Origin of the sequence: Micromonospora sp. KC213 (assembly GCF_004348325.1) — a bacterium.
In the GTDB taxonomy this organism is placed as follows: domain Bacteria; phylum Actinomycetota; class Actinomycetes; order Mycobacteriales; family Micromonosporaceae; genus Micromonospora.
This window is the reverse complement of record NZ_SMKF01000105.1, coordinates 1-20,988: the sequence shown is the minus strand read 5'-3', so window position 1 is coordinate 20,988 and position 20,988 is coordinate 1. Positions and strand designations below refer to the sequence as shown.

The 20,988-nt window shown below is 73.3% G+C and carries 18 protein-coding genes; 8 read left to right on the top strand and 10 right to left on the bottom strand.

Annotation, left to right across the window (positions count from 1 at the left end):
• Window positions 1-950, bottom strand: a 950-nt coding sequence (locus tag E1166_RS20225) for a PHB depolymerase family esterase (protein ID WP_207914379.1), incomplete at its 3' end; no start/stop codon positions are given.
• A gap of 271 nt (window positions 951-1,221) precedes the next feature.
• On the opposite strand from E1166_RS20225, the gene E1166_RS20220 reads away from it, so the two are divergent.
• The 4 genes from E1166_RS20220 (at window position 1,222) to E1166_RS20205 (ending at window position 5,810) form a co-directional block, all read left to right on the top strand.
• Window positions 1,222-2,043 (top strand): RNA methyltransferase, encoded by an 822-nt coding sequence (locus E1166_RS20220; protein ID WP_132340993.1) that lies wholly within the window; start codon window positions 1,222-1,224, stop codon window positions 2,041-2,043.
• A 62-nt stretch (window positions 2,044-2,105) separates the two neighbouring features.
• A complete protein-coding gene (argG, locus tag E1166_RS20215; protein WP_132270357.1) occupies window positions 2,106-3,557 on the top strand; it encodes an argininosuccinate synthase in 1,452 nt (483 codons plus the stop codon).
• Between the two features lie 282 nt (window positions 3,558-3,839).
• Window positions 3,840-4,022, top strand: coding sequence for a hypothetical protein (locus E1166_RS20210; protein ID WP_132340991.1), 183 nt, complete (start codon window positions 3,840-3,842; stop codon window positions 4,020-4,022).
• A 63-nt stretch (window positions 4,023-4,085) separates the two neighbouring features.
• On the top strand, window positions 4,086-5,810 hold the full coding sequence (locus tag E1166_RS20205) for a PucR family transcriptional regulator (protein WP_132340989.1): 1,725 nt from the start codon (window positions 4,086-4,088) through the stop codon (window positions 5,808-5,810).
• Between the two features lie 114 nt (window positions 5,811-5,924).
• On the opposite strand, the gene E1166_RS20200 is transcribed toward E1166_RS20205, so the two are convergent.
• A complete protein-coding gene (locus E1166_RS20200) occupies window positions 5,925-7,274 on the bottom strand; it encodes a hypothetical protein (protein WP_132340987.1) in 1,350 nt (449 codons plus the stop codon).
• Between the two features lie 89 nt (window positions 7,275-7,363).
• Between E1166_RS20200 and murD the strand changes: the two genes are divergently transcribed.
• The gene (murD, locus tag E1166_RS20195; protein WP_132340985.1) at window positions 7,364-8,713 is read left to right on the top strand and encodes a UDP-N-acetylmuramoyl-L-alanine--D-glutamate ligase; all 1,350 of its coding nucleotides are present in this window, start codon (window positions 7,364-7,366) and stop codon (window positions 8,711-8,713) included.
• 140 nt (window positions 8,714-8,853) lie between these two features.
• On the opposite strand, the gene E1166_RS20190 is transcribed toward murD, so the two are convergent.
• From E1166_RS20190 to E1166_RS20180, 3 genes are all read right to left on the bottom strand, one after another.
• Entirely contained in the window at window positions 8,854-9,396 is a 543-nt protein-coding gene (locus E1166_RS20190; protein WP_243710449.1) for a DUF6114 domain-containing protein, read from the bottom strand.
• Window position 9,397: 1 nt separating this feature from the next.
• Window positions 9,398-10,024, bottom strand: coding sequence for a DUF6230 family protein (locus tag E1166_RS20185; RefSeq protein ID WP_132268726.1), 627 nt, complete (start codon window positions 10,022-10,024; stop codon window positions 9,398-9,400).
• A 220-nt stretch (window positions 10,025-10,244) separates the two neighbouring features.
• A complete protein-coding gene (locus tag E1166_RS20180) occupies window positions 10,245-11,015 on the bottom strand; it encodes a TetR/AcrR family transcriptional regulator (RefSeq protein ID WP_132340983.1) in 771 nt (256 codons plus the stop codon).
• 369 nt (window positions 11,016-11,384) lie between these two features.
• Between E1166_RS20180 and E1166_RS20175 the strand changes: the two genes are divergently transcribed.
• The gene (locus tag E1166_RS20175) at window positions 11,385-12,062 is read left to right on the top strand and encodes a Tat pathway signal sequence domain protein (RefSeq protein ID WP_132340981.1); all 678 of its coding nucleotides are present in this window, start codon (window positions 11,385-11,387) and stop codon (window positions 12,060-12,062) included.
• A 100-nt stretch (window positions 12,063-12,162) separates the two neighbouring features.
• On the opposite strand, the gene E1166_RS20170 is transcribed toward E1166_RS20175, so the two are convergent.
• Genes E1166_RS20170 through E1166_RS20160 form a run of 3 tightly spaced genes read right to left on the bottom strand, consistent with a single transcriptional unit; the run spans window position 12,163 to window position 17,213 of the window.
• On the bottom strand, window positions 12,163-13,569 hold the full coding sequence (locus E1166_RS20170) for an acyltransferase (protein WP_132340979.1): 1,407 nt from the start codon (window positions 13,567-13,569) through the stop codon (window positions 12,163-12,165).
• Window positions 13,570-13,602: 33 nt separating this feature from the next.
• Window positions 13,603-15,402: an ABC transporter ATP-binding protein gene (locus E1166_RS20165; protein ID WP_132340977.1), complete on the bottom strand. Its 1,800-nt coding sequence runs from the start codon at window positions 15,400-15,402 to the stop codon at window positions 13,603-13,605.
• The gene (locus E1166_RS20160; protein WP_132340975.1) at window positions 15,399-17,213 is read right to left on the bottom strand and encodes an ABC transporter ATP-binding protein; all 1,815 of its coding nucleotides are present in this window, start codon (window positions 17,211-17,213) and stop codon (window positions 15,399-15,401) included. Before E1166_RS20160 ends, E1166_RS20165 begins: the two co-directional genes overlap by 4 nt.
• Window positions 17,214-17,307: 94 nt before the next feature.
• Between E1166_RS20160 and E1166_RS20155 the strand changes: the two genes are divergently transcribed.
• Both E1166_RS20155 and E1166_RS20150 read left to right on the top strand, forming a co-directional pair.
• Window positions 17,308-19,011, top strand: a complete 1,704-nt coding sequence (locus E1166_RS20155; protein ID WP_132340973.1) for a bifunctional 3'-5' exonuclease/DNA polymerase — start codon at window positions 17,308-17,310, stop codon at window positions 19,009-19,011.
• A gap of 240 nt (window positions 19,012-19,251) precedes the next feature.
• Entirely contained in the window at window positions 19,252-19,845 is a 594-nt protein-coding gene (locus E1166_RS20150; RefSeq protein ID WP_132268736.1) for an NTP transferase domain-containing protein, read from the top strand.
• A 9-nt stretch (window positions 19,846-19,854) separates the two neighbouring features.
• Here the strand turns inward: E1166_RS20150 and E1166_RS20145 are convergent, their stop codons facing one another.
• Window positions 19,855-20,664, bottom strand: coding sequence for a metal-dependent hydrolase (locus E1166_RS20145; RefSeq protein WP_132268710.1), 810 nt, complete (start codon window positions 20,662-20,664; stop codon window positions 19,855-19,857).
• 111 nt (window positions 20,665-20,775) lie between these two features.
• Window positions 20,776-20,988, bottom strand: a 213-nt coding sequence (locus E1166_RS31070) for a hypothetical protein (protein WP_165944390.1), incomplete at its 5' end; no start/stop codon positions are given.

The following is a 20,988-nucleotide window of genomic DNA, read 5'->3' as shown; positions in this document are numbered from 1 at the left end:
GAGATGGCGTAGGCCAGCATTCCGGGCTGAGGCAGCGTGTGTCCCGTACTCGAGATGCTGATTCCCTCGACAGCAGTACCGTATCGGGTACGTGTCCAGTTCGGCTGCGGATAGTCGGTATACGACGGGGTCTGGCTCAGATTGGCCAGGTTGGTCCACTGCTTGATCTCTTCGCCGAAGTTGTTGTAGTGCAGCGTCGTATCCGTCGCCCCGTGCCACAGTTGCATCCGCGGGTACCGTCCGGTGTAGCCCGGGTACATGGCACGGGCGGTGTCCCCCCACTGTTGCGCCGTTCTGACGACGTTGCCCCCGGCGCACCGACTGTTCCACAGTGAGCCGTCAGTGGTGGCAAAACAACCGGCCGGTACCCCGGAAAACGCCGAACCGGCCGCGAAGACGTCCGGATACTCGGCGGCCAGGACGTTGGTCATCATGGCTCCGGAGGAGAAGCCGCTGACCACGATGCGGGACGGATCGACGTCGTACCGGGTCCGCGCCCAACCGACCATCGACATGATGCCCGTGGAGTCGCTGCCGCCGTCGCGCCGCAACGCCTGTGGGGTCGACACGTCGAAGCAACGTCCGCTGCGGGTGGCCTCCGGTACGACGATGACGTACCCGTACCGGTCCGCCGCGGTCACAAAATCGCGTCCGTTGCCGTTGACAATCGCTGACGCCGACCCGGAGCAGTAGTGGACCAACAGCAGTAGAGCCGGCCGCGATGCCAGCCTGTCCGGCGCGTACACGTACATGTTGAGATTTGTGGGGTTACTGCCAAAGTTGAAGACCTGAGTCAGCGTGGCGGCCGACGCCGGTTGGGACGTCACAAGGGTGACGCCGAGGGCGGCCAGTACCGCTGCGACTGCCGCGGCAAGTAATCGTTTCACGAGCCCTCCTTGCGCCGGTGCGGCAAGGTTCTGTGTGCTGGTCAGGCCGCGCTGATGGCCCATGTGCCGTTCGTTGCCACTGTTGCAGGACGTTTTACCGGCGCGACGCATTGTTGCGCGGGGCGGAGCCGGCAGTGGGCATGAGACGTATTCGAAACGTATGTCGTATGACCTCTACTGTCAAGAGATGGACTATTTTCAATGTAAAGGCCCTGGCGGGGGCTTTCTGGATACCCCGCATCGACCGGGCGCGAGGCCATGGCGAGGACCCGGGCACGCAGGCGTCGCGCCAGCCGGCGGCTGTCCGGCATCGGCCACCGGGCAGAATCGTGCGGTGCCCGTCCACCGGATCACCGACCCCGACGACGCCCGGATCGCCGACTACCGCGCGCTGACCGACGTCGAGCTGCGTACCCGTTGGGAGCCGCCGCACGGCCTGTTCATCGCCGAGGGGGAGCTGGTGCTGCGCCGGGCGCTGCGGGCGGGCTACCCGGCCCGGTCGTTCCTGGTCGACGCCAAGCGGGCCGACCAGCTCGCCGACCTCGACACCGGTGACGCCCCGGTGTACGCGGCCACCCCGGACGTGCTGGAGCAGGCCACCGGCTTCCACGTGCACCGGGGGGTGCTCGCCTCGTTCCGGCGCAAGCCGCTGCCGAGCGCGGACGAGGTGCTGGCCGCCGCCCGCCGGGTGGTGATCCTGGAGGACGTCAACAACCACACCAACCTCGGCGCGGTGTTCCGGGGGGCCGCCGCGCTCGGCATCGACGCGGTGCTGCTCTCGCCGTCCTGCGCCGATCCGCTCTACCGGCGCAGCGTGCGGGTCAGCATGGGAGAGGTCTTCGCGGTGCCGTACGCCAAGCTCGACCGCTGGCCCGCGGGCCTCGACCAGGTGCGGGGGGCGGGCTTCACCGTGCTCGCCATGACACCGGCTCCGGACGCCGTACCGATCCAGCGGTTGACTGCGGCGCAGCGCGAGCGGGCGGCGCTGCTGTTGGGCGCCGAGGGCCCCGGCCTCACCGCGGCGGCCCAGTCCGCCAGCGACGTGCGGGTGGTCATCCCGATGCGGCGCGGAGTGGACTCGCTGAACGTGGCCGCCGCCGCGGCGGTGGCGTTCTGGGAACTGGGTCGCGACGACCCACCGTCCGGCGGCGGGTAGTTGCCCGCCCGTTCGGGCACTCCGGGTTGCATGACCATGCGCCCTGATGAATAATCTTCCCCGTGTCCAAGGTTCTCACCTCCCTGCCCATCGGCGAACGTGTCGGCATCGCCTTCTCCGGCGGCCTCGACACCTCGGTCGCGGTCGCGTGGATGCGCGACAAGGGCGCCGTTCCCTGCGCCTACACCGCCGACATCGGCCAGTACGACGAGCCCGACATCGCCTCGGTGCCCGGTCGCGCGCTCAGCTACGGCGCCGAGGTCGCCCGACTGGTCGACTGCCGCGCCGCCCTGGTCGAGGAGGGCCTGGCGGCGCTGACCTGCGGGGCGTTCCACATCCGCTCGGGCGGGCGGGCGTACTTCAACACCACCCCGCTCGGCCGGGCCGTGACCGGGACCCTGCTGGTGCGGGCGATGATCGCCGACGACGTCCAGATCTGGGGCGACGGGTCGACCTTCAAGGGCAACGACATCGAGCGGTTCTACCGGTACGGCCTGCTGGCCAACCCGCAGCTGCGGATCTACAAGCCGTGGCTCGACACCGACTTCGTCACCGAACTGGGTGGGCGCAAGGAGATGTCGGAGTGGCTGCTCGAACGCGGCCTGCCGTACCGGGACAGCACCGAGAAGGCGTACTCGACCGACGCCAACATCTGGGGCGCCACGCACGAGGCGAAAACCCTCGAACACCTCGACACCGGCATCGAGACGGTCAACCCGATCATGGGGGTCCGGTTCTGGGACCCGTCGGTGGAGATCCCGACGGAGGACGTCACGATCGGCTTCGAGCAGGGACGCCCGGTGACGATCAACGGCAAGGAATTCGGCAGCCCCGTCGACCTGGTGCTGGAGGCCAACGCCATCGGCGGCCGGCACGGCCTGGGCATGTCGGACCAGATCGAGAACCGGATCATCGAGGCCAAGAGCCGGGGCATCTACGAGGCGCCCGGCATGGCGCTGCTGCACGCCGCGTACGAACGGCTGGTCAACGCCATCCACAACGAGGACACCCTGGCGAACTACCACAACGAGGGTCGCCGCCTGGGTCGGCTGATGTACGAGGGGCGCTGGCTGGACCCGCAGGCGCTGATGCTGCGCGAGTCGTTGCAGCGCTGGGTCGGCACGGCGGTCACCGGCGAGGTGACGTTGCGGCTGCGCCGGGGCGAGGACTACTCGATCCTGGACACCAGCGGCCCCGCGTTCAGCTACCACCCGGACAAGCTGTCGATGGAGCGTACCGAGGACTCGGCGTTCGGCCCGTCGGACCGGATCGGCCAGCTCACCATGCGCAACCTGGACATCGCCGACTCACGGGCGAAGCTGGAGCAGTACGCCACCCTCGGCATGGTCGGCGGCGCGACCCCCCAGCGGATGGTCGGCGCGGCACAGGCAGCGTCGACCGGGCTGATCGGTGCGATGCCACAGGGCGGCGCGGAAGCCATCGCGTCCCGCGGCATCGCCCCCGGCGAGGACGAGGCACTCGACCGCGCCGCGATGGAGTTCGGCGTCGACTGATTCCGATCGGGAATTGGCTGGCTGGCCTGACCGGGTGGGTCGGCTGGTAACTGGTGTGCTGTCGGTGTGGCAGATGACGTGAGGCGTACGGCGCCGCGCATGACGGTTCAGGCGCGACGCCTCGTGCGGCGTTACGGGATCGGATCGGCCACGGTCCGGCCGTGTCGCTTCCGACCGTAGTCCCGCATTCACCAGAATGTCAGCTACACGGTTCGCTCTCGCCGGGTGGGGCCGTGCCCGGGTCGCATCCTGAGCGGCCCCGTCCCGCCGAAGGAGGCCGACGTGCGTATCCCCTGGTACCGGTGCCCGATCACCGTCCTGCCGGCTCTGCCGAGGCGCGAGCCGGGGACCCATCTGCCGGAGTGGCTGCGCCAGCCGACCCGTCCGAGGCCGGCGCCGGCGCCGGGCCTGCCCGGTCGACTGACCCTGGCCCGGCAGTGGTGGACCGGCCGGCGGTCCGGGTGAGGAAAACCTGACCGACTCGGCTTCGCCGCCGGCCGGTTCAGGCGCGGGGTGACGGAGGGTAGCGTGTCGCCCGTGTTCCCTACCGTCCGTGAGGTGCTCGCGCTGGACCCGGTTCGGCACGGTGCCCCGCGTCTGGTGGCCGGGAACGCCGGCCTGGACCGGCCGGTGCGCTGGGTGCACGTGGCCGAGGTACCGGACATCGCCAGCCTGCTCGGCGGTGGGGAACTGGTGCTCACCACCGGCATCGGACTGCCCGCCGACGACGCCGGGCTGCGCGCGTTCATCGCGGACCTGGCCGGCGTCGGCGTCTCCGGCCTGGTGGTGGAGCTGGGCCGGCGCTACGGCACGGGGGTGCCCCGGGTGATGGCGGTGGCGGCCGAGCGACGCGGATTGCCCCTGGTCGAGCTGCGGCGAGCCACCCCGTTCGTACGGATCACCGAGGCGGTGCACGCACTGATCGTCGACGCCCAGCTCCACGAGCTGCGCGCCACCGAGGAGATCCACCAACGGTTCACCGAGCTTTCCGTCGACGGCGCCGACCCCGCCGAGGTGGTACGCCAGGCCGCCGAGCTGTCCGGATGTCCCGTGGTGCTGGAGAACCTGTCCCGGCAGGTCCTCGCGTACGACCCGGCGGGGGAGAACGCCGATCTGCTGCTGGACGGCTGGGAGCAGCACTCCCGGCGGATCCGCCCGGCCGGGCGGACCGCGTACGACGTGGACAGCGGCTGGCTGGTGACCACCGTCGGCGCCCGGGGGCAGGACTGGGGGCGGCTGCTGCTGCGTTGGCCGGGCCGCGGCGACCTGGGCGCGGGCACTGCCCGCCCGGGCAGCGCCCCGCCCACCCGGCTGACCATCCTGGTGGAACGGGCCGCCTCCGCGCTGGCGTTGGGCCGGCTGATCAGGCGCGACGCCGAAGGGCTGGAACGTCAGCTGCACCGAACCCTGCTCACCGCGCTGCTGGACCACTCCCGCCCGGTGGACGAGGTCGCGCTGCGGGCCCGGGCGCTCGGCGTCACCCTCCAGCGGCGGCACCTGGTCGGGGTGGTGGTGCGGCACCGCCGGGACGACCCGGCGGACGGGGGCCCGGCGGACGCCGCCTGGTCGGCGATGGACCCGCCGCAGGCCGGCCCGGCCCGGTTGCGGGATCTGGCCGAGGCGGTCGGCCACGCCCTGCGGGAGGCGAAGCTGACCGCCCTGACCAGCGCGGTCGACGACCAGGCGGTGGGTGCGCTGCTCGCCCTGCCGGACGCCGCGGCCGAGGACGCCGCCCTCGCCGCATTCGCCGCCGCGCTGCGCCGTGTCCGCCTCAACACCCCGGCGTGGCGAGGGGCGGGCGTCGACGAGGTAATCATCGCGGCGGGGTCCGGCGTGGACAGTCTGCGGGAGGCGCGCCGGTCGTTGATCGAGGCCCTGCAGGTCGCCGACACGGCCCGGTGGGACCGTCGTGACCTACCGGTGTTCCGGCTGCCGCACGTCGGTCTGGCCGGACTGCTGCACCTGCTGCGCGACGAGCCCCGGGTGCAGACCTTCGTCGAGCGGCAACTCGGCGCTCTGCTCGCCCACGACGCCCGGCATCCGCGGGACCCGCTGCTCGGCACCCTGCGCGCGTACCTCGACCAGGGCCGCAACAAGTCAGCGGCGGCCACGGCGGTGCACCTGTCCCGGCCGGCGTTCTACGAACGGCTGGCCCGCATCGGTCACATCCTCGACGCCGACCTGGACTCGGTCGACACCTGCCTGTCGCTGCACGTCGCCCTGCTGGCCCTGGACGCCATCCGCGTCCCCTGACCACCCACCCCCGCCGGCGCCTGCGCGATCATGAAGCTCGCTGCTGCTGCCCGGCGTGTCGCGTCCGTCAACGTCATGATCGACGGACCGGACCGGACCGGACCGGACCGGGGATCAGGTCAGGGTTTCGAGGGCTTTGTGGTAGGCGGGGGGGACGTGGTTCGGGCCGCCAGGGGTGAAGACGTCGGAATCGGCGGCCGTGGACCAGGCGCTCCCGGGCACCGCGTCGACCAGGGCGCGCACGACCGGGGCGTCGCGCCACTGGTCCTGGCCGGCCAGCAGCCCGAGCGCCACCACCGACTCCTCCACCTCGCCGACGCACTCGAACGGCTTGTGCCCGTCCACGCCGAGCAGTTCCCGGTAGCCCGGAATCTGGGCGGTGTCGGCCAGCAGGTCGCCGCCGAAGATGCGCACCACCCGTTCCCGGGGCATGAAGGGCGCCATGGCCAGGAAGACGAACCGGCACTTGGGGCAGTCGCGGCACCACCGCTCGCTGGCGTCGCGCAGCTTGAACGCGGCATTACAGCTGGTGACCACCGCGTCGTACCGGTCGATGGCGGCGAAGAGCCGGGCGATGTGCAGCTCCGACAGCGAGCGCAGCAGCGAGAAGTACGGCTCGGTGAGGCCGGCGTGCTCGGCCAGCGCCGCCCGCAGCAGCCCTTCCGCCTCGACTCCCTTGGACCACTGGTGGTTGATCTCGTGCCCGTTCCAGACCAGGTTCGGATCCGAGGCGGAGCGCTCGTTGGACATCACCACCGGACCGAGGCCGTGCAGCACGGCGGTGGCGACCGCGATCAGCGAGTTGATCGCGGTGACCGGGATGTGGCCGTTGCGCGCGCCGGCCGCGTTCAGGTCGAACAGCACCGGGTCGAGCCGCCGCCGGGCCGCCAGCGCGGGCAGGCCGGACGCCTCGTTCACCGAGACGATCACGTGGTTCGGGTTGACCGAGAACGGCACCGGCTCGAACCCGGCGCGGCGCAGTGCCTCCAGGGTGACGATGGAGTCCTTACCGCCGCCGACGGCCGACAGCGGCCGGCGGTCGGAGTCGTCGTACACCCGGGGTGGGGCGACCTCGCCGGCCGGCACCTCCGGACGCAGCTGGAGCACGTGCGGCAGCTGGTTGCGGTAGGCGTACTCGGCCAGGCCCTTGGTGTAGACGGCGGTGACCAGCTCGGCGGCGGCCGTGCCCAGCGGCGCCGGCAGCACCAGCCGGGGTGGCGCTGCGGCCTTGTAGTAGCTGACCCCGGCGACGACGTGCAGCAGTTCCAGCACCCGGCCCAGGGTCGCCACGGTCTCGTCCGACGGCGGGTCGGCCGGCAACGGCAGCGTGATCACCTCGGTGAACCGCTGCTCGCCGTCCGGGCCGGTGAGCGCGTAGTCGAACAACGCCTCGCCGGTGGCGAGATCGATCGAGTAGGACGGGAAGGTGAAGGCGTCCATCCGCCGGAGCTGCTCGTTGGGCACACGCCATACTAGGCCCTGGTTCGTCCGGCCGTGCCCGGCTGCGCCGGACCGTGCCCGCCACGGAAGTCGAGACGCCTTGAGGAGAGCCCGTGCGCCTGTCTGACCTGCGCGGACGTAGAGTCGCCGTCTGGGGGGCCGGCCGGGAGGGCCGGGCCGCCGTGACCGCCGTCGCCGCGCACGGCCCGGCCGACCTGGTCGCCGTCGACGACAGCGCGTCTTTCCTCAGCCTGCCCTGGGAGGGCCCGCTCGCCGAGGCCGCGCCGCTGGTCACCGGCGAGGAGGGCTTCGCCCAGCTGCTCGCCGCCGACGTCGTGGTCCGCTCTCCGGGTGTGCCCTCCACCCACCCGTGGATGGTCGAGCTGCGTCGGCGCGGGATCACCGTCACCCAGGGCACCGCGCTGTGGATGGCCGACCACGCCGACCGGACCGTCGGGGTCACCGGCAGCAAGGGCAAGAGCACCACCGCCAGCCTGGTCAGCCACCTGCTGGCGGCAGTCGACCGGCCCAACGTCCTCGGCGGCAACATCGGGGTGCCCACCCTCGACCTGCCCGAGGCCGACCTGTACGTGTTGGAACTCTCCAGTTACCAGTGCAGCGACCTGACCGACTCACCCCGGGTCGCGGCGGTCACCGCCCTGTTCCCCGAACACCTGGACGCGCACGGCGGCGAGGCGGAGTACTACCGCGACAAGCTGAACCTGCTCGCGTACGGGCCACAGACCGTGGTGGTCAACGGCAGCGATCCGCGGCTGGCCGTGGAACTGGGGAACCGCCCGGCGGTACGGGCCGGGCTGCCGGACAGCGCGCACCTGGCCGCCGGCCCCGACGGCACCGCCTGGTTCCACCTGGCCGACCGGCCGCTGTTCCCGCGTGCCGCGCTGAGGTTGGTCGGCCGGCACAACGAGGGCAATCTCTGTGTGGCGCTCGCCGTGCTCGACGCGCTCGGCGTCGACGTGGTCGCTCGGCGGGACGCCCTGGCCGGCGCGGTCGCCCAGTTCCGAGGGCTGGCTCACCGGCTCACCGAGATCGTCGACCCGTCCGGGTTGACCTTCGTCGACGACACCCTCGCCACCAGCCCGTACGCGGCCATGCACGCGATCGACGCGTACGAGGGCAGGCCGTTGACGGTCATCGTCGGCGGTGCCGACCGGGGCCTGGACTACACGCCGCTGGCCGAGCACCTCGCCGAGCGGGAGATCACCGTGATCGGCATCCCGGACAGTGGCCCCCGCATCGTCGAGGCGCTGGCCGGCCTGTCCAAGGGGCGTACCGAGACGGTGGACGACCTGGTCGACGCCGTGCGGCTGGCCCGGGAGGTGACCCCGCCGGGTGGGGTGGTGCTGCTGTCGCCCGCCGCGCCCAGCTACGGCCGGTTCCGCAACTTCGAACACCGCTCGGAGGTCTTCGCCCAGGCGGTCCGGGACACCGCGGCCGGCTGACCCGGACCGGTCGCGTCCAACCCGGCAACGGGGCCGGACCGGACGGACGGTGTGGAGACCGGGGCCGGACCGGACGGTGTGGGGACGGCCGGCGTCGGGTCGCTCCGGAACAGGACAGGCCGCAGGGCCGGCCCCTGGGGTCAGGCCGGGGCGCGGTGCTGGCCGGCGGGCCGGTCGGTGGGTTCCGACCCCGGCGTGGCCGGTGGTGCGGTGTGGTCGCGCCGGACGATGTCCAGGCCGTGGTCGCCCTCGGGCGCCGGTGCCGGTGTCGGGGCCGGTGGCCGGGTGTCGCGCGACCCCTTGGCCGGTGTCCAGGCGAAGGCGAGGCTGCCGCCGACCAGTGCCAGCAGCATCCCCACCCCGAAACCGCCGAGGTTGGAGGTCAGCCAGGAGGCCAGGGCGAGGATGAGGGTGAGCAGGGCGTAGAAGATTCGCTGCTGCGGGGTGGCGAGCAGCAGCACCCCGCAGAGCACCAGGATGGTCGGCACCAGGTACGCGGCCAGCCCCTGCGGCCCGACCTTCAGCACCACGCCCAGCGGGGCGCGCAGCGTCACCAGCATCTCCACCCCGGCGAGGATGATCAGCACCCCGGCGATGAGGGGGCGGCTGCGCCGCCAGTGGCGCCAGCGGCCCCCGGCCCGGCGGGTGTCCGCCGGGCCCGGGTGCGGTCGGTGCGTCGTCATCTCAGCAGCCGTCGGGGGTGAAACTCATCCGCAGGTCCGGCAGCGTGAAGACGGCGGCCGTGGTGGCGTAGTTGTTCTGCCGCAGGTTGGTGATGGTCACCGTCTCGGACTGCTGGGAGAAGACCCCCGGGGCGCCGGTGACGCCGGGCACCCGGGACAGCGTGCTGGCGTCCTGGCCGACGTCGATGTTCTTGAACGAGGCGTGGCCGGCGACCTCGTCGCCGTCCACGATCAGGGTACGTGCGGTGACCGGGGTGCCCTTGCCGCCGGCGGTGATCTTGAGGAACGTGCCGCCGAGATTGATGCTCTGGCAGAGGTTGGTCAGCTCGGCCCTGTCGATCGCCGACACCATCACCAGGACCTGACCGCCGGTTTCGCCCTGGTTGGGGCTGTCCGGGATCATCTCGTCGATGGTGGCGAACTGCTCGAACCCGGTGCCGTGGAGCCGGTCCGCGGTCACCGTGAACGGCATGCCGGAGATCGCGAACTGGACGCCGAGCGCACCCTGGGCGGTGGCCAGCACCATGCCGATGGCGCCCACTCCGGTGACGCCGAGCGTGGCGGCGAAGCGGCGCCAGCGTACGCCGCTGCGGGGGACCGGTGCGGTGTCCACAGTCTCCTCCGACATGGCTGCTCCCTCTGCGAGTCTCAATCAACGGTGACGATGCGATCGCTTCTTCCGGAGTGTCGCGAAGGAGCGATCCGGGTGCGCCGACGTCAATGTCCGAGTCGACGCACGCCGAAGTTACCGCCGGGTAAAAGGCAGGTCAACGCCATGCCCTCCACTCGTGTTACACGCGATCTGCGAAATCCCGCAAAGGTTAGAAACCGCAGCGGTTTTCGACCGATCAGGACTGCGGCCGATCCACCGGGGCGCAGGGCGCGGTCACGCTGACCCCCGCGTCGGCCTCGGTGGACCGGGCGGCCCGTGCCGCGGCCTCCGTCCCGATGAACGGAGCGGTGACGGCATAGGTCAACACCGGCAGCAGTTCCGGCAGGTGCGCGGTGCGCTCCTGGGCCACCGCGGCCCGGATGGTGGCCTGCACACCGCCGACCACCATGGTCACCAGCAGGTCGTACTCGGCGGCGCTGAGCGCCGGGCCCGGGCTCTCGGTGGGGAAGAAGCGGCGGAAGCTCTCCGGCAGTCGGTCGCGTTCCCGGCGGGCGTCCGGGCCGGCGGCCTCGATCTCCACCAACGCCATCCGGGCGAACGCCGGCACGCTGGCCAGCACCTCCAGCAGCGTACGCAGGGCGGCGCGGGCGGCGTCCTGCCACCGGGGGCCGGCATCGGCGTAGGCGTCCTCCATCAGGCGCAGCACGACGGCGATGCCGTGCCGGTAGGTGGCCAGGAAGGCGTCCTCCTTGCCGGCGAACAGGTCGTAGAAGGCGGGCCGGGTGACGCCGGCCGCCCGGCAGATGTCGGTGACCCGGGCGCTGTCGTACCCCTTCGACGCCACCTCGTGGACCAGGCCGTCGAAGAGGCGGTCCCGCTGGGTGGCGGCGACCGCCTCGGCGGGGACCCGGCGCGGCCCGCGCTTGATGGCCCGGTCCGGATCGCGTCCGGGGCGCGCTCCCGGTAGCGGGGTGGACACCGGGTGCGGTGCGTGCGACGGGGCCAACCTATCTGCCTCTCTGGATGCGTTGACTTTACGACTTCCCGGGGTTTATAACTTTCCCACGCTCAGTTCAGGGTCGGTCACCAGTCGTCGTCCCGACAGGACGGCCTGGTCGGGTGTCGCCGAAGGGGGCTCGATGGTTGTCATTATGGCCGACCGTCGGCGTCCTCCCCAGGCCGGAAGGTCGCAGGTGACGCGGCACCGCCGCGGAGTCATACCCGGCCACTGACCGACCGGCCGGGTCGACGGCGATCCGTCCCCCATCCACCACGGCCCGCACGGTCGATCCCCCCGGCCGTGCGTCACCCCGGTCCGCCACCATCACGCCGGTCCGGGCGATCCATCCCCACCACCGCTCCGGGAAGGAACCCCATGTCCAGGCTCCGCCGCCGCACTGTGGCCGTTGTCGCCACCGCCCTGCTGGTCAGCCTCGCCGGCACGTCCCCCGCCGCCGCCGCGTCCCTCGACGACACCGTCCTCACCCACGGGGCCGTCGGCGGCGCCGCCGTCGCCGTCGGTGACGTCGTCCAGGCCGGCCTCGCCACCGCAACCACCGCGAACTTCTACTCCACCGCCACCGGCACCACCGGCGTGAAGTGCGCCGCCTCCACGTTCAGCGCCACCGTGCTGACCAACCCGGCCGCGCCCGGCGTCGCCACGGAGAGCCTCGACGCGCAGAGCTTCAGCAGCTGCACCAGCAACGTGTTCGGCACGCTGCGGGTGAACCGGGTGAGCGTCGACAACCTGCCCTACAGCACCAGCGTGGACAGCGCCGGCACGGTGACCATCAGCGGCGGCGCGGCCGGCCCCATCCAGAGCACCGTCGTGCTCGCCACCCTGCTCGGCACGGTCACCTGCGTCTACCAGGCGACCGGCAACAGCATCACCGGGGTGTCCTCGAACGCCACCACCTCGATCAGCTTCGCCAACCAGCCCTTCACGAAGGTCGCCGGGCCGGCCACCTGCTTCGGCTCCGCGTACTTCTCGGCGACGTACGCGCCGGTGCGGGACGTCAGCCAGGCCGACAGCCCGATCGTCTACGTCAACTGACTCCCCCTCCCCGAGGCCGGTGCCGGGCACTCCACCCGGCACCGGCCCGACCACGCCCGATCGCGGGTCGTCCTCGGCCGACCCGTTGCCGGAGCACCGGTCAGTCCGGGTGACCGGGTCGAACCGGGCCCGCCCGTCCGGACCTGAGCAGCCGCAGCAACCCCGCCCCGGCCAGGTACGCCACCAGCGCCACCACCGGCACCCCGAGGGGTTCCGGGGCTTCCTTCGGCGTCTGCGCGTTGGACACCAGGGCGTAGACCACGGCGGCGAAACCGGCGGCGGCGAGCGCGCCGCGCGCGCCGGACCGGCCGGCGCGGTCCGGACGCCGGCCGGTGCGGGCCTCGATCGGTCCGAAGATCGCCACCAGCACGGCCAGCACGACCGTGAGCAGCAGCACCCAGGGCAGCCGCCAGGCCAGCCAGGCCGCCGAACCGGCCGGTGGGGTGGGCAGCAGCCCGACGGCGTCGAGCGCGCCGACCAGCAGGATCGCGGCGGTCAGGTGCCAGAGGAAGACGGTGAGCACCACGGCGTTCACCGCTACCACCACCGACCAGGGGCGGCGGCGGTGCAGCCACCGCTCGACCGGCCGGCGGGCCAGCACGATCAGCCCGAGCTGCGCGGTGGTCAGGGTGAGCAGCGCCAGGCTCGGTGGCGCGGCGTTGTCCAGTCGCTCGCCGGGCACGTTGAGCATCGCCAACGGGTACGGCCCGACGCTGGTCAGCAGCACCGTCGCGGCCAGACCGGCGAGCAGCATCGTCCACCCGGCCCGGCGGGACATCGGTAGGCGGGTCGTACGCGGACCGGTCCGTGCCGGCGACGCCGCGGTGGACCGCGGGCCATCGAGGGTGGCCGCCGAGCGGGCGTCGTACCAGGCGAAGCCGAGCTGGTGGACGGCGAGCCATCCGAAGACGTAGTTACCCAGCGCGTACCACTCGGAGCCCAACGCCCGCCCGACGTCCCCCGCCGCGACCAGCGCCGCCAGCGCCCCCGGCACGAGCAGGCCAAAGCGGCGGTGCAGCGCGTACGTCACCGGGGTCAGCGGCACCACCAGCAGGTAGGCGGCGAGGAACCACAGCGGGATGGTGGCGAACCAGACCACGGTGCGGACCAGGGTGGCCGCCACGCCGGCCAGCGAGGCGACCGCGGCTCCGCCGCAGAGCACCAGCACCAGCGCGGTGGTCGGGCGCAGCAGCCGCGCGGCGCGGTCCAGCAGCCAGTCGGTGGCGTTCCCGCCCCGCTCCCGGCGGGTGACCAGCGAGGCCGCGTTGGCGAACCCGCCCACCAGGAAGAAGATCGGCATAACCTGGGCCACCCAGGTCAGCGGGTACGCCCAGGGCAGGTCGGGCAGGGCCGAACGCCCGGTGGGACGGCCGGCGGCGTCCGTGCCGATGACGGTCACCGTCCAGTGCCCGAGCACCACCACCGTGATCGCCAGTGCGCGGAGCAGGTCGACGTAGCGCTCCCGCCCCGCCGGGGTGCGCTCGGCGAGCTGGCCCAGGCGGCGCATGAGGTGAGCCTAGGCCAGATCGGGATGCCTCGGTCACCGGTCGGCCCCGGTTCGCCCGACGGTGTGCGGTCGGTCGGTGTCGCCCGAAGCCGTGTCGCGCGGCTCGGCGTGCCAGGAGCGCCACAGCGCCGCGTACGCTCCACCGGCCCGCAGCAGGTCGTGGTGGCTGCCGATCTCGGTGATCCGACCGCCCTCCAGCACCGCCACCCGGTCGGCGTCGTGCGCGGTGTTCAGCCGGTGCGCGATCGCGATGACGGTACGCCCGGCGAGCACCGCCGCGAGCGCCCGCTCGGTACGCCGGGCGGTGGTCGGATCGAGGGCGGCGGTGGCCTCGTCGAGGATCAGCGTGTGCGGGTCGGCGAGCACCAGCCGGGCCAGCGCGAGCTGCTGGGCCTCGGCCGCGCCGAGCTGCCGGGCGCCGTCGCCGAGCAGGGTGTCCAGTCCGTCCGGCAGCGCGGCCGACCAGTCGGCGCCCACGGTGGCCAACGCCGCCCGCATTCGCTCGTCGGAGGCGTCCGGGGCGGCGAAGGCGAGATTGTCCCGCAGCGAGCCGATGAACACGTGGTGCTCCTGGGTGACCAGCGCGATCCGTCGCCGCCGCTCGGCCGGGTCCAGGTCGGTGACGAAGCAGCCGCCGACGCTGACCGATCCCCGCCGTGGCGCGTCGATCCCGGCGAGCAGCCGGGCCAGGGTGGACTTGCCGGCCCCCGAGGGGCCGACGACCGCCAGCCGCTCACCGGGGGCCACGTCGAGGTCGATGCCGTGCAGGACGTCCGGCCCGTCGGCGTACGAGAACCGGGCGCCACGGACGACCAGCCGCCCGCCGCCCGGCGGGAACGCCCCGCCGGGCGGCTCCGGCGGCACCAGGCCGACGCCGAGCACCCGGGCGTACGAGGCGAAGCCCCGCTGCGCCTGCTCGGTCCACTGCAACAGCCGGTCCAGCGGCTCGATCGCCTGTTGCAGGTAGAGCGTGGCGGCGACCACCGCGCCGAGCGCAACCGTCCCCGTGTGCAGCAGGTACCCGCCGACCAGCAGCACCGCGGCGACCGGCAGCGGATAGCTGGCCTCCACCGCCGTGAAGAACACGGTACGCAGCGCCAGCGTGGCCCGGCGGGCCTGCCACAGCCGGTCGATACGGGTGGTGCCGTGCGCGATCCGGTCGTCGGCGAGGCGCAGCGCCTCCACGGTGCGCGCACCGTCGGCCGTGGCGGTCAACGCCTCGGTCAGGTCGGCGGCAGCCGCGCCCTCGGCCAGGTAGGCGGGGCTCGCCCGGCGCAGGTACCAGCGGGTCACCACCCCGATCGACGGTAGTCCGACCAGCGCCGCCAGGCCGAGCAGCGGGTGCAGCAGGAAGATCGCCCCGAACAGCAGTGCCAACTGCACCGTGCAGATGACGATGGTGGGTACCACGTCCCGGACGGTGCTTCCGACGGTCGACACGTCGACCGAGCTGCGGGTGGCCAGGTCGCCGGCCCCGACCCGTTCGACGACGGAGACGGGCAGCCGCAGCGTGGACCGGACGAACTCCTCGCGCAGCTGCGCGACGGCCCGCTCACCGAACCGGTGCCCGGCGTACTGGGCGTACCGGGACAGCAACGCCTGCGCCACGACGGCGCCGACGATCGCCAGGGCCAGCCGGTCGACGGTGGCGACGCCGGCACCCGCGGCGACCCGGTCGATGATGACGCCGAGCAGCCACGGCGGGGCGAGCCGGGCGATCGCGGCGGCGGCGTGCAACACCAGCAGGAGCACCACCGTACGCCGATCCCGGCGCAGCAGGCGGCCCACGGCCCGGCGGACCGTGCCCCGATCGGCGACCGGCAGGCCGGTCACGGGTGGCCCCGGTACGGCTCGGCGGGTTCGTCGGCGCTGTCCCGATCGACCAGGGCCCGGTAGTCCGGGTCGCGGTGGAACAGATCGAGGTGGGTGCCGGTCGAGACGATCCGGCCGGCGCGCAGGTGGGCGACCGTGTCGGCCCGGCCGAGCAGCAGCGGTGAGGTGGCGAGCACCAGGGTGGTCCGGCCGGCCCGTGCGCTGCGTAGCCGCTCGGCGATCCGTGCCTCGGTGTGCGCGTCCACCGCCGAGGTCGGGTCGACGAGGATCAGCACCTCCGGTTCGGCCAGCAGCGCCCGCGCCAGGCGTACCCGCTGCCGCTGGCCGCCGGAGAGCATCCGGGCCCGGGCGTCGACCGGGGTGTCCAGACCTGCCGGCAGGGCGTCGACGACGTCTTCGGCCGACGCGGCCCGCAGCGCCTCGGTGATCCGCTCGTCGCCGGTTCCCGGCCGGGTACGCAGGACCTCCCGCAGGGTTCCGGCGAAGATGTACGACTCCTGCTCGGCGACCAGGATCCGGGCGCGGACCTCGTCCAGCGGGCGTCCGGACAGTGGCCGGCCGCCCCAGGTGACGTCGCTGACGACGTACCGGCCGAGCCGGTCGGCCAACGCGACGGCGTCGGCCGGGTCGTCGGCGGCGACCGCGGTCAGCCGGCCGGCGTGCACGGTCAGCCCGGTGACCGGGTCGTGCAGGTCGGCGGGGCGGGCCGGTGCCGGTTCGGGCCGGCGGGCGTCGGGGACGGTGCCGGGACCGCTCGCGCGTCCCGGGACGCCGCGCGACGGCCGCTGCCCGCCGCCGCGTGGTCCACCGACGTCGTCGGGGGTCAGGGTGAGCAGGTCGATGATCCGGCGGGCGGCGACCCGACCCCGGATGAACTGGTGGCTGCCCTCCAGCAGGAACCAGACCGGCACGATGAGGGTCGCCACGTACCCGTACACGGCGACCAGTTCCCCGACACTGATCTCGCCGGTCACCGTCATCCGGGCACCCAGCCACACCACCGCGGCGAGGAACAGCCCCGGAATGGCGAGTGTCGCCGCGTCGATCCAGCTGGCGACCGCGCCCACCCGGTACCCCTCGGCGCGCAGCTGCTGGGACCGGGCGGCGTACCGGCGGGCGAACAGGTCGCGGCCCCCGACCCCGGCGAGCACCCGCAGCCCGGCGACGATGTCGCCGCAGCGGGCGGTGAGGGCACCCTGGTGCTGCCGGTAGACCGACTCCGCCCCGTCCAGCCGGCGCAGCAGCGGACCGACGACCAGCCCGACCGCCGGCACGCCCACCAGCACGCAGAGCGCGAGGAGGGGGGAGATCGACCAGAGCACGACGGCCACGACCGCGTACGCGACGACCGCGCCGACGCCCGGCCCGGTCAACGTGAGCACCTGGGCCGTCCAGTCGATGTCGGAGCCGCCGACGGTGGCCACCTCGCCGGCGGCGGCCCGGCGTCGCAGCACCGCGCCGATCCGGGCGACCTGCCGCAGCACCAGGGCGGCCGAGCGGGCCTTCGCGTCCTCCCGGACGAAGGTCATCGTGCGGTGCCGCAGGATGCCGAGCCAGGACAGCCCGAGACCCGCGGCGACGATCGCCGCGACCCAGACGGTCAGGGCCGGCATGTCGCCGGCCCGCAGCCCGTCGTCCACCGCCCGCGAGACCAGGTACGGCCGGACGGAGAGCCCCACCATCCAGGCGGTGCCGAGCAGGCTGCCCCGCAGCACCCGCCAGGGCTGGCAGCGGACCAGCCACCACAGGTAGCGCAGTGGTCCGCCGAGGTTCGGTGAGCCGGGGTCGGGATGCGGAATCTGCGGAGGCACCGGCCCACGCTACCGACCTGTTCCGTGCCGCACCGTCCGGTTTCCGGGTGGCCGGACCCGGGCTTGCCCGGGCGGCGGCCGGTGCGGCCCTGGTGTGTCACAGGGGCGAGGCAGAATCGGCTTCGTGCTGGTGGCGGTGGTGGCGGACGAGCGGGGCGGGGGCGTGCTCCAGCCGCTCGACGGGGCCGGCCGCCCCGCCGGGCCGGCGCAGCGGGTCGCCGACCTGGCCGCCGCCGTCGCCGCCCGGGAGGCCGCCGGGCCTCCCCGCTGGGTCCTCGCCTCGACCGCGGCGCTGTATCCGATGCTGCTGCGCGCCGGGGTGCGGCTGGAGCGCTGCCACGACGTGGAGCTCACCGAGGCGTTGCTGCTCGGGCACGCGGGTCGCTGGGGCGAGCCCCGGTCGCTCGCCGCCGCGTACGCCCGACTGACCGGGGCCGCCGTCCCGGCCGACCCGCCACCCCGGCCGCCGGCCCCGCCGGGGCACGGCCAGGGCGCGCTCTTCGACGCCGTCCCCGGGCCGGCGGGCCCGGGCGTCGCGGCGTTGACCCGGGTGTACGCCGACCAGCTCGCCCGGGTCGCGGCCACCGCGCATCCCGGCCGGTTCCGGCTGCTGGTGGCCGCCGAGTCGGCCGGCGGGCTGATCGCGGTGGAGCTGGGCGCGGCGGGCCTGCCGTGGCGGGCCGACGTGCACGACGCCGTCCTCGCCGAGCTGCTCGGCGAGGGGTCTCCGGTGGGTGGGCCGCCCCGCCGGCTGGCCGAGCTGGCCGCCCGGATCGCCGAGGCGTTCGGCGTACGGCAGGTGCACGCCGACTCGCCGGCGGAGTTGTTGCGGGCGTTCGCCCGGGCCGGGGTGGAGTTGCCCAACACCCGGGCCTGGGTGTTGCGCGGCGTCGACCACCCGGCGGTGCCGCTGGTGCTGGAGTACAAGGAGCTCTACCGGATCTGGACGGCGCACGGCCGGGCCTGGCGGGACGCCTGGGTCCGTGACGGCCGCTTCCATCCCGAGTACGTGCCGAGCGGGGTCGTCTCCGGCCGTTGGGCCACCCGGGGCGGGGGAGCGTTGCAGATCCCGAAGGTGATCCGTCGGGCGGTGGTGGCCGACCCGGGCTGGCGGTTCGTGGTCGCCGACGCCGGCCAGTTGGAGCCGAGGGTGCTCGCGGCGGTTTCCGGTGACGCCCGGCTCGCCACGGCGGGCGCGGCCGGTGACCTCTACGCCGCCCTGGCCGAGGACGCCTTCGGGGGTGACCGGGCCCGGGCCAAGGTGGCCCTGCTGGGGGCGATGTACGGCCAGACCGGCGGGATGGCCGTTCCCGCCCTCGCGGTGCTCCGGCGGCACTATCCGATCGCCTTCGGCTATGTGGAGGCGGCGGCCCGCACCGGTGAGGCGGGCGGTCTGGTGCGGTCGTGGCTGGGGCGTACCTGCCCGCCGGGGACGGTGGGCTTCGCCGACGGCGAGGGCGTCGACCGGGAACCGGACGCCGACCCGCAGTCGCCCCGGGCCCGGGCGGCCCGGTCCCGTGGCCGGTTCACCCGTAACTTCGTCATCCAGGCCACCGCCGCCGAATGGGCCGCCACCCTGCTCGCCACGCTCCGCGGCGAGCTGGCTGGAAGCGGGGCCGAGCTGGTCTTCTTCCAGCACGACGAGGTGATCGTGCACTGTCCCGCCGGGCAGGCTGGCGCGGTGGCCGAGGCGGTGACCCGGTCCGGCGCGCGGGCGTCGGCGCTGCTGTTCGGCGACAGCCCGGTCCGGTTCCCGTTGGATCTGTCGGTCGTCGACTGTTACGCCGACGCGGCGTGATGGGCCTGGCCCGCTGCGGCGTGGCCGGTCCGCTTCGGTGGGGCCGCCCGCCGACGGTGGCCGGGGGTGCCTGCTTGTCCCGTCCTGACCCCGGCAGCGGAAATCATTCTGGAATGTGGCGATTTGCCCCGCTACCCGGTGCCGGGGGTCGTCGTTGGGTCCGGTGTGCGCAACGGACCGGGCAGCCCTGCTCGGTCCGTCTTCACGATGGAGGTGGCACCGCTGAACCGGATCGCAGGCATGATCATCGCGGCGGGTGGGGGACGCCGGATCGGCGGCCCGGAAGCCCTGCTCCACCAGGGGGAGCGGCCCCTGGTGGACCGGATGGTCGACACGATGACCGAGGCGGGCTGCGAGCAGATCGTGGTCGTCCTGGGCGCCGCCGCCGACCAGGTGCGCCAGAGCGCCGACCTGTCCCGGGCAACCGTGGTGGTCAACCGGGCCTGGGGCACCGGGGTCGGATCATCCATCCGGGCCGGTCTGGCCGCACTCACCGACGAGGAGATCGAGGCGGTGGTGGTGGTCCCGGTGGACATGCCCGGTCTGACCGCCGCGGCGGTACGCCGAGTCGCCGCGCTGCCGTACCCGGATGTGCTGGTCTGCGCCACCTACGACGGGTTGCGCGGCTACCCGATGCTCTTCGGCCGCCGGCACTGGTCCGGCATCGCGACGCTGGCCAGCGCGGACGTCGGGGCGCGGCCGTACCTGCTGGCGCACAAGGACCAGATCGTCGACATCTCCTGCGACTCGGTGGCCGACGGCAGCCGGGTGGACACCCCGGAACTGATGGCGCTCTACGGCCTGACCGTCCCGCCGCAGCGGCTCGGCGCCTGACCGGCGCCGTCAGCCCTCGATGTTGAACCGTTGCAGCACCGACGGTGCCAGCAGCCCCATCGCCGCCAGTACGGAGAGCACGGTCAGTGCGGTCCGCAGCACCACCACCTCGGCCTTGCTGCCGGTCCGCAGCGCGATGCTGTTCGGCAGGCCGACCATCATCCACATTCGGCGTTTGATCGGGATCGGCCAGAGGATCGGCACCCCCGCCTTGGTGATCATGTCGCCAAGGATGTGCACGAAACAACCCACCCCGACGGCCAGCCCGATCATCGGATAGCCCCGGTCGCCGGGCAGGTTGGCGAAGGTGTACCAGGCGGCGGCGGCCGAGGCGAGCGTGACGATCACCCAGCCGGCCCGCTCCGCCCACCGGTCGAACAGGCCGCGCAGGGCCAGCCCGATCATGAAGAACAGGATGCCCACCACCGCCCACTTGCCGTACGCGGTGCACAGCGCGGTGGTGCCCCATCCGACCAGGACGGTGAACGGGATGGTGTGGGTCAGCGTCCGGTGGCCGTTGTTGCGGCGGGGATCGCGACTGAGCTTGGTGGCGTAGTAGACGCCCAGCGAGACCTTCTCCATCACCTCGGCGAGGAACAGGGAGAAGACGCCGAAGGTGCGGGCCACGGTCGCGCCGCCCTGGTTGCGGGTGACCTTGCCGGAGAGATCCAGGTCGGGGAAGAGGGCCCCGCCGGCGCAGACCGCGGTGCCCACCGCCAGCGCCAGCGGCGACTGCTGGTAGTCCGCGAACTGGTCCAGCGCCCACGAGCCGGTCAGCCACACCGCCGCGCCCGACAGCGCGTGGGACGGTCCCATCATGGCGTCTCGCCCTCCCCAGGTTCTTGATCGAGAAACTACGCCACTGTGTCAGAGCCACCGCCGACGGGGCAATCGCCGTGCGGTCCACAGGGGAGTACGGTTCGCGTCCCGTCAGGTGGGGGAGCCGACGTCGGCAGCGGGGTGGAGGCGGCGCCGTGCCACGGCCATCTGCCGGGCGGCGGCGGCCCAGTCCAGGTCCGCCTCGCTCCAGGTCAGGATCCAGCCGCTCGCCCCGGCCAGCGCCAGCGCCACCACCACCAGCCCCCACCGCCGTGGGATGCGGCGGGTCCAGTGCGGGGTCGCGCTGGTTGGACCGTCCTCGGT

What these genes read in the sequence shown, in the direction of transcription:
- E1166_RS20190 (WP_243710449.1), bottom strand. Translation starts at nt 9,396, where the DNA reads ATGACGACGCACCGACCGCACCCGGGCCCGGCGGACACCCGCCGGGCC.
- E1166_RS20185 (WP_132268726.1), bottom strand. Translation starts at nt 10,024, where the DNA reads ATGTCGGAGGAGACTGTGGACACCGCACCGGTCCCCCGCAGCGGCGTA.
- E1166_RS20175 (WP_132340981.1), top strand. Translation starts at nt 11,385, where the DNA reads ATGTCCAGGCTCCGCCGCCGCACTGTGGCCGTTGTCGCCACCGCCCTG.
- E1166_RS20170 (WP_132340979.1), bottom strand. Translation starts at nt 13,569, where the DNA reads ATGCGCCGCCTGGGCCAGCTCGCCGAGCGCACCCCGGCGGGGCGGGAG.
- E1166_RS20150 (WP_132268736.1), top strand. Translation starts at nt 19,252, where the DNA reads ATGATCATCGCGGCGGGTGGGGGACGCCGGATCGGCGGCCCGGAAGCC.
- E1166_RS20145 (WP_132268710.1), bottom strand. Translation starts at nt 20,664, where the DNA reads ATGATGGGACCGTCCCACGCGCTGTCGGGCGCGGCGGTGTGGCTGACC.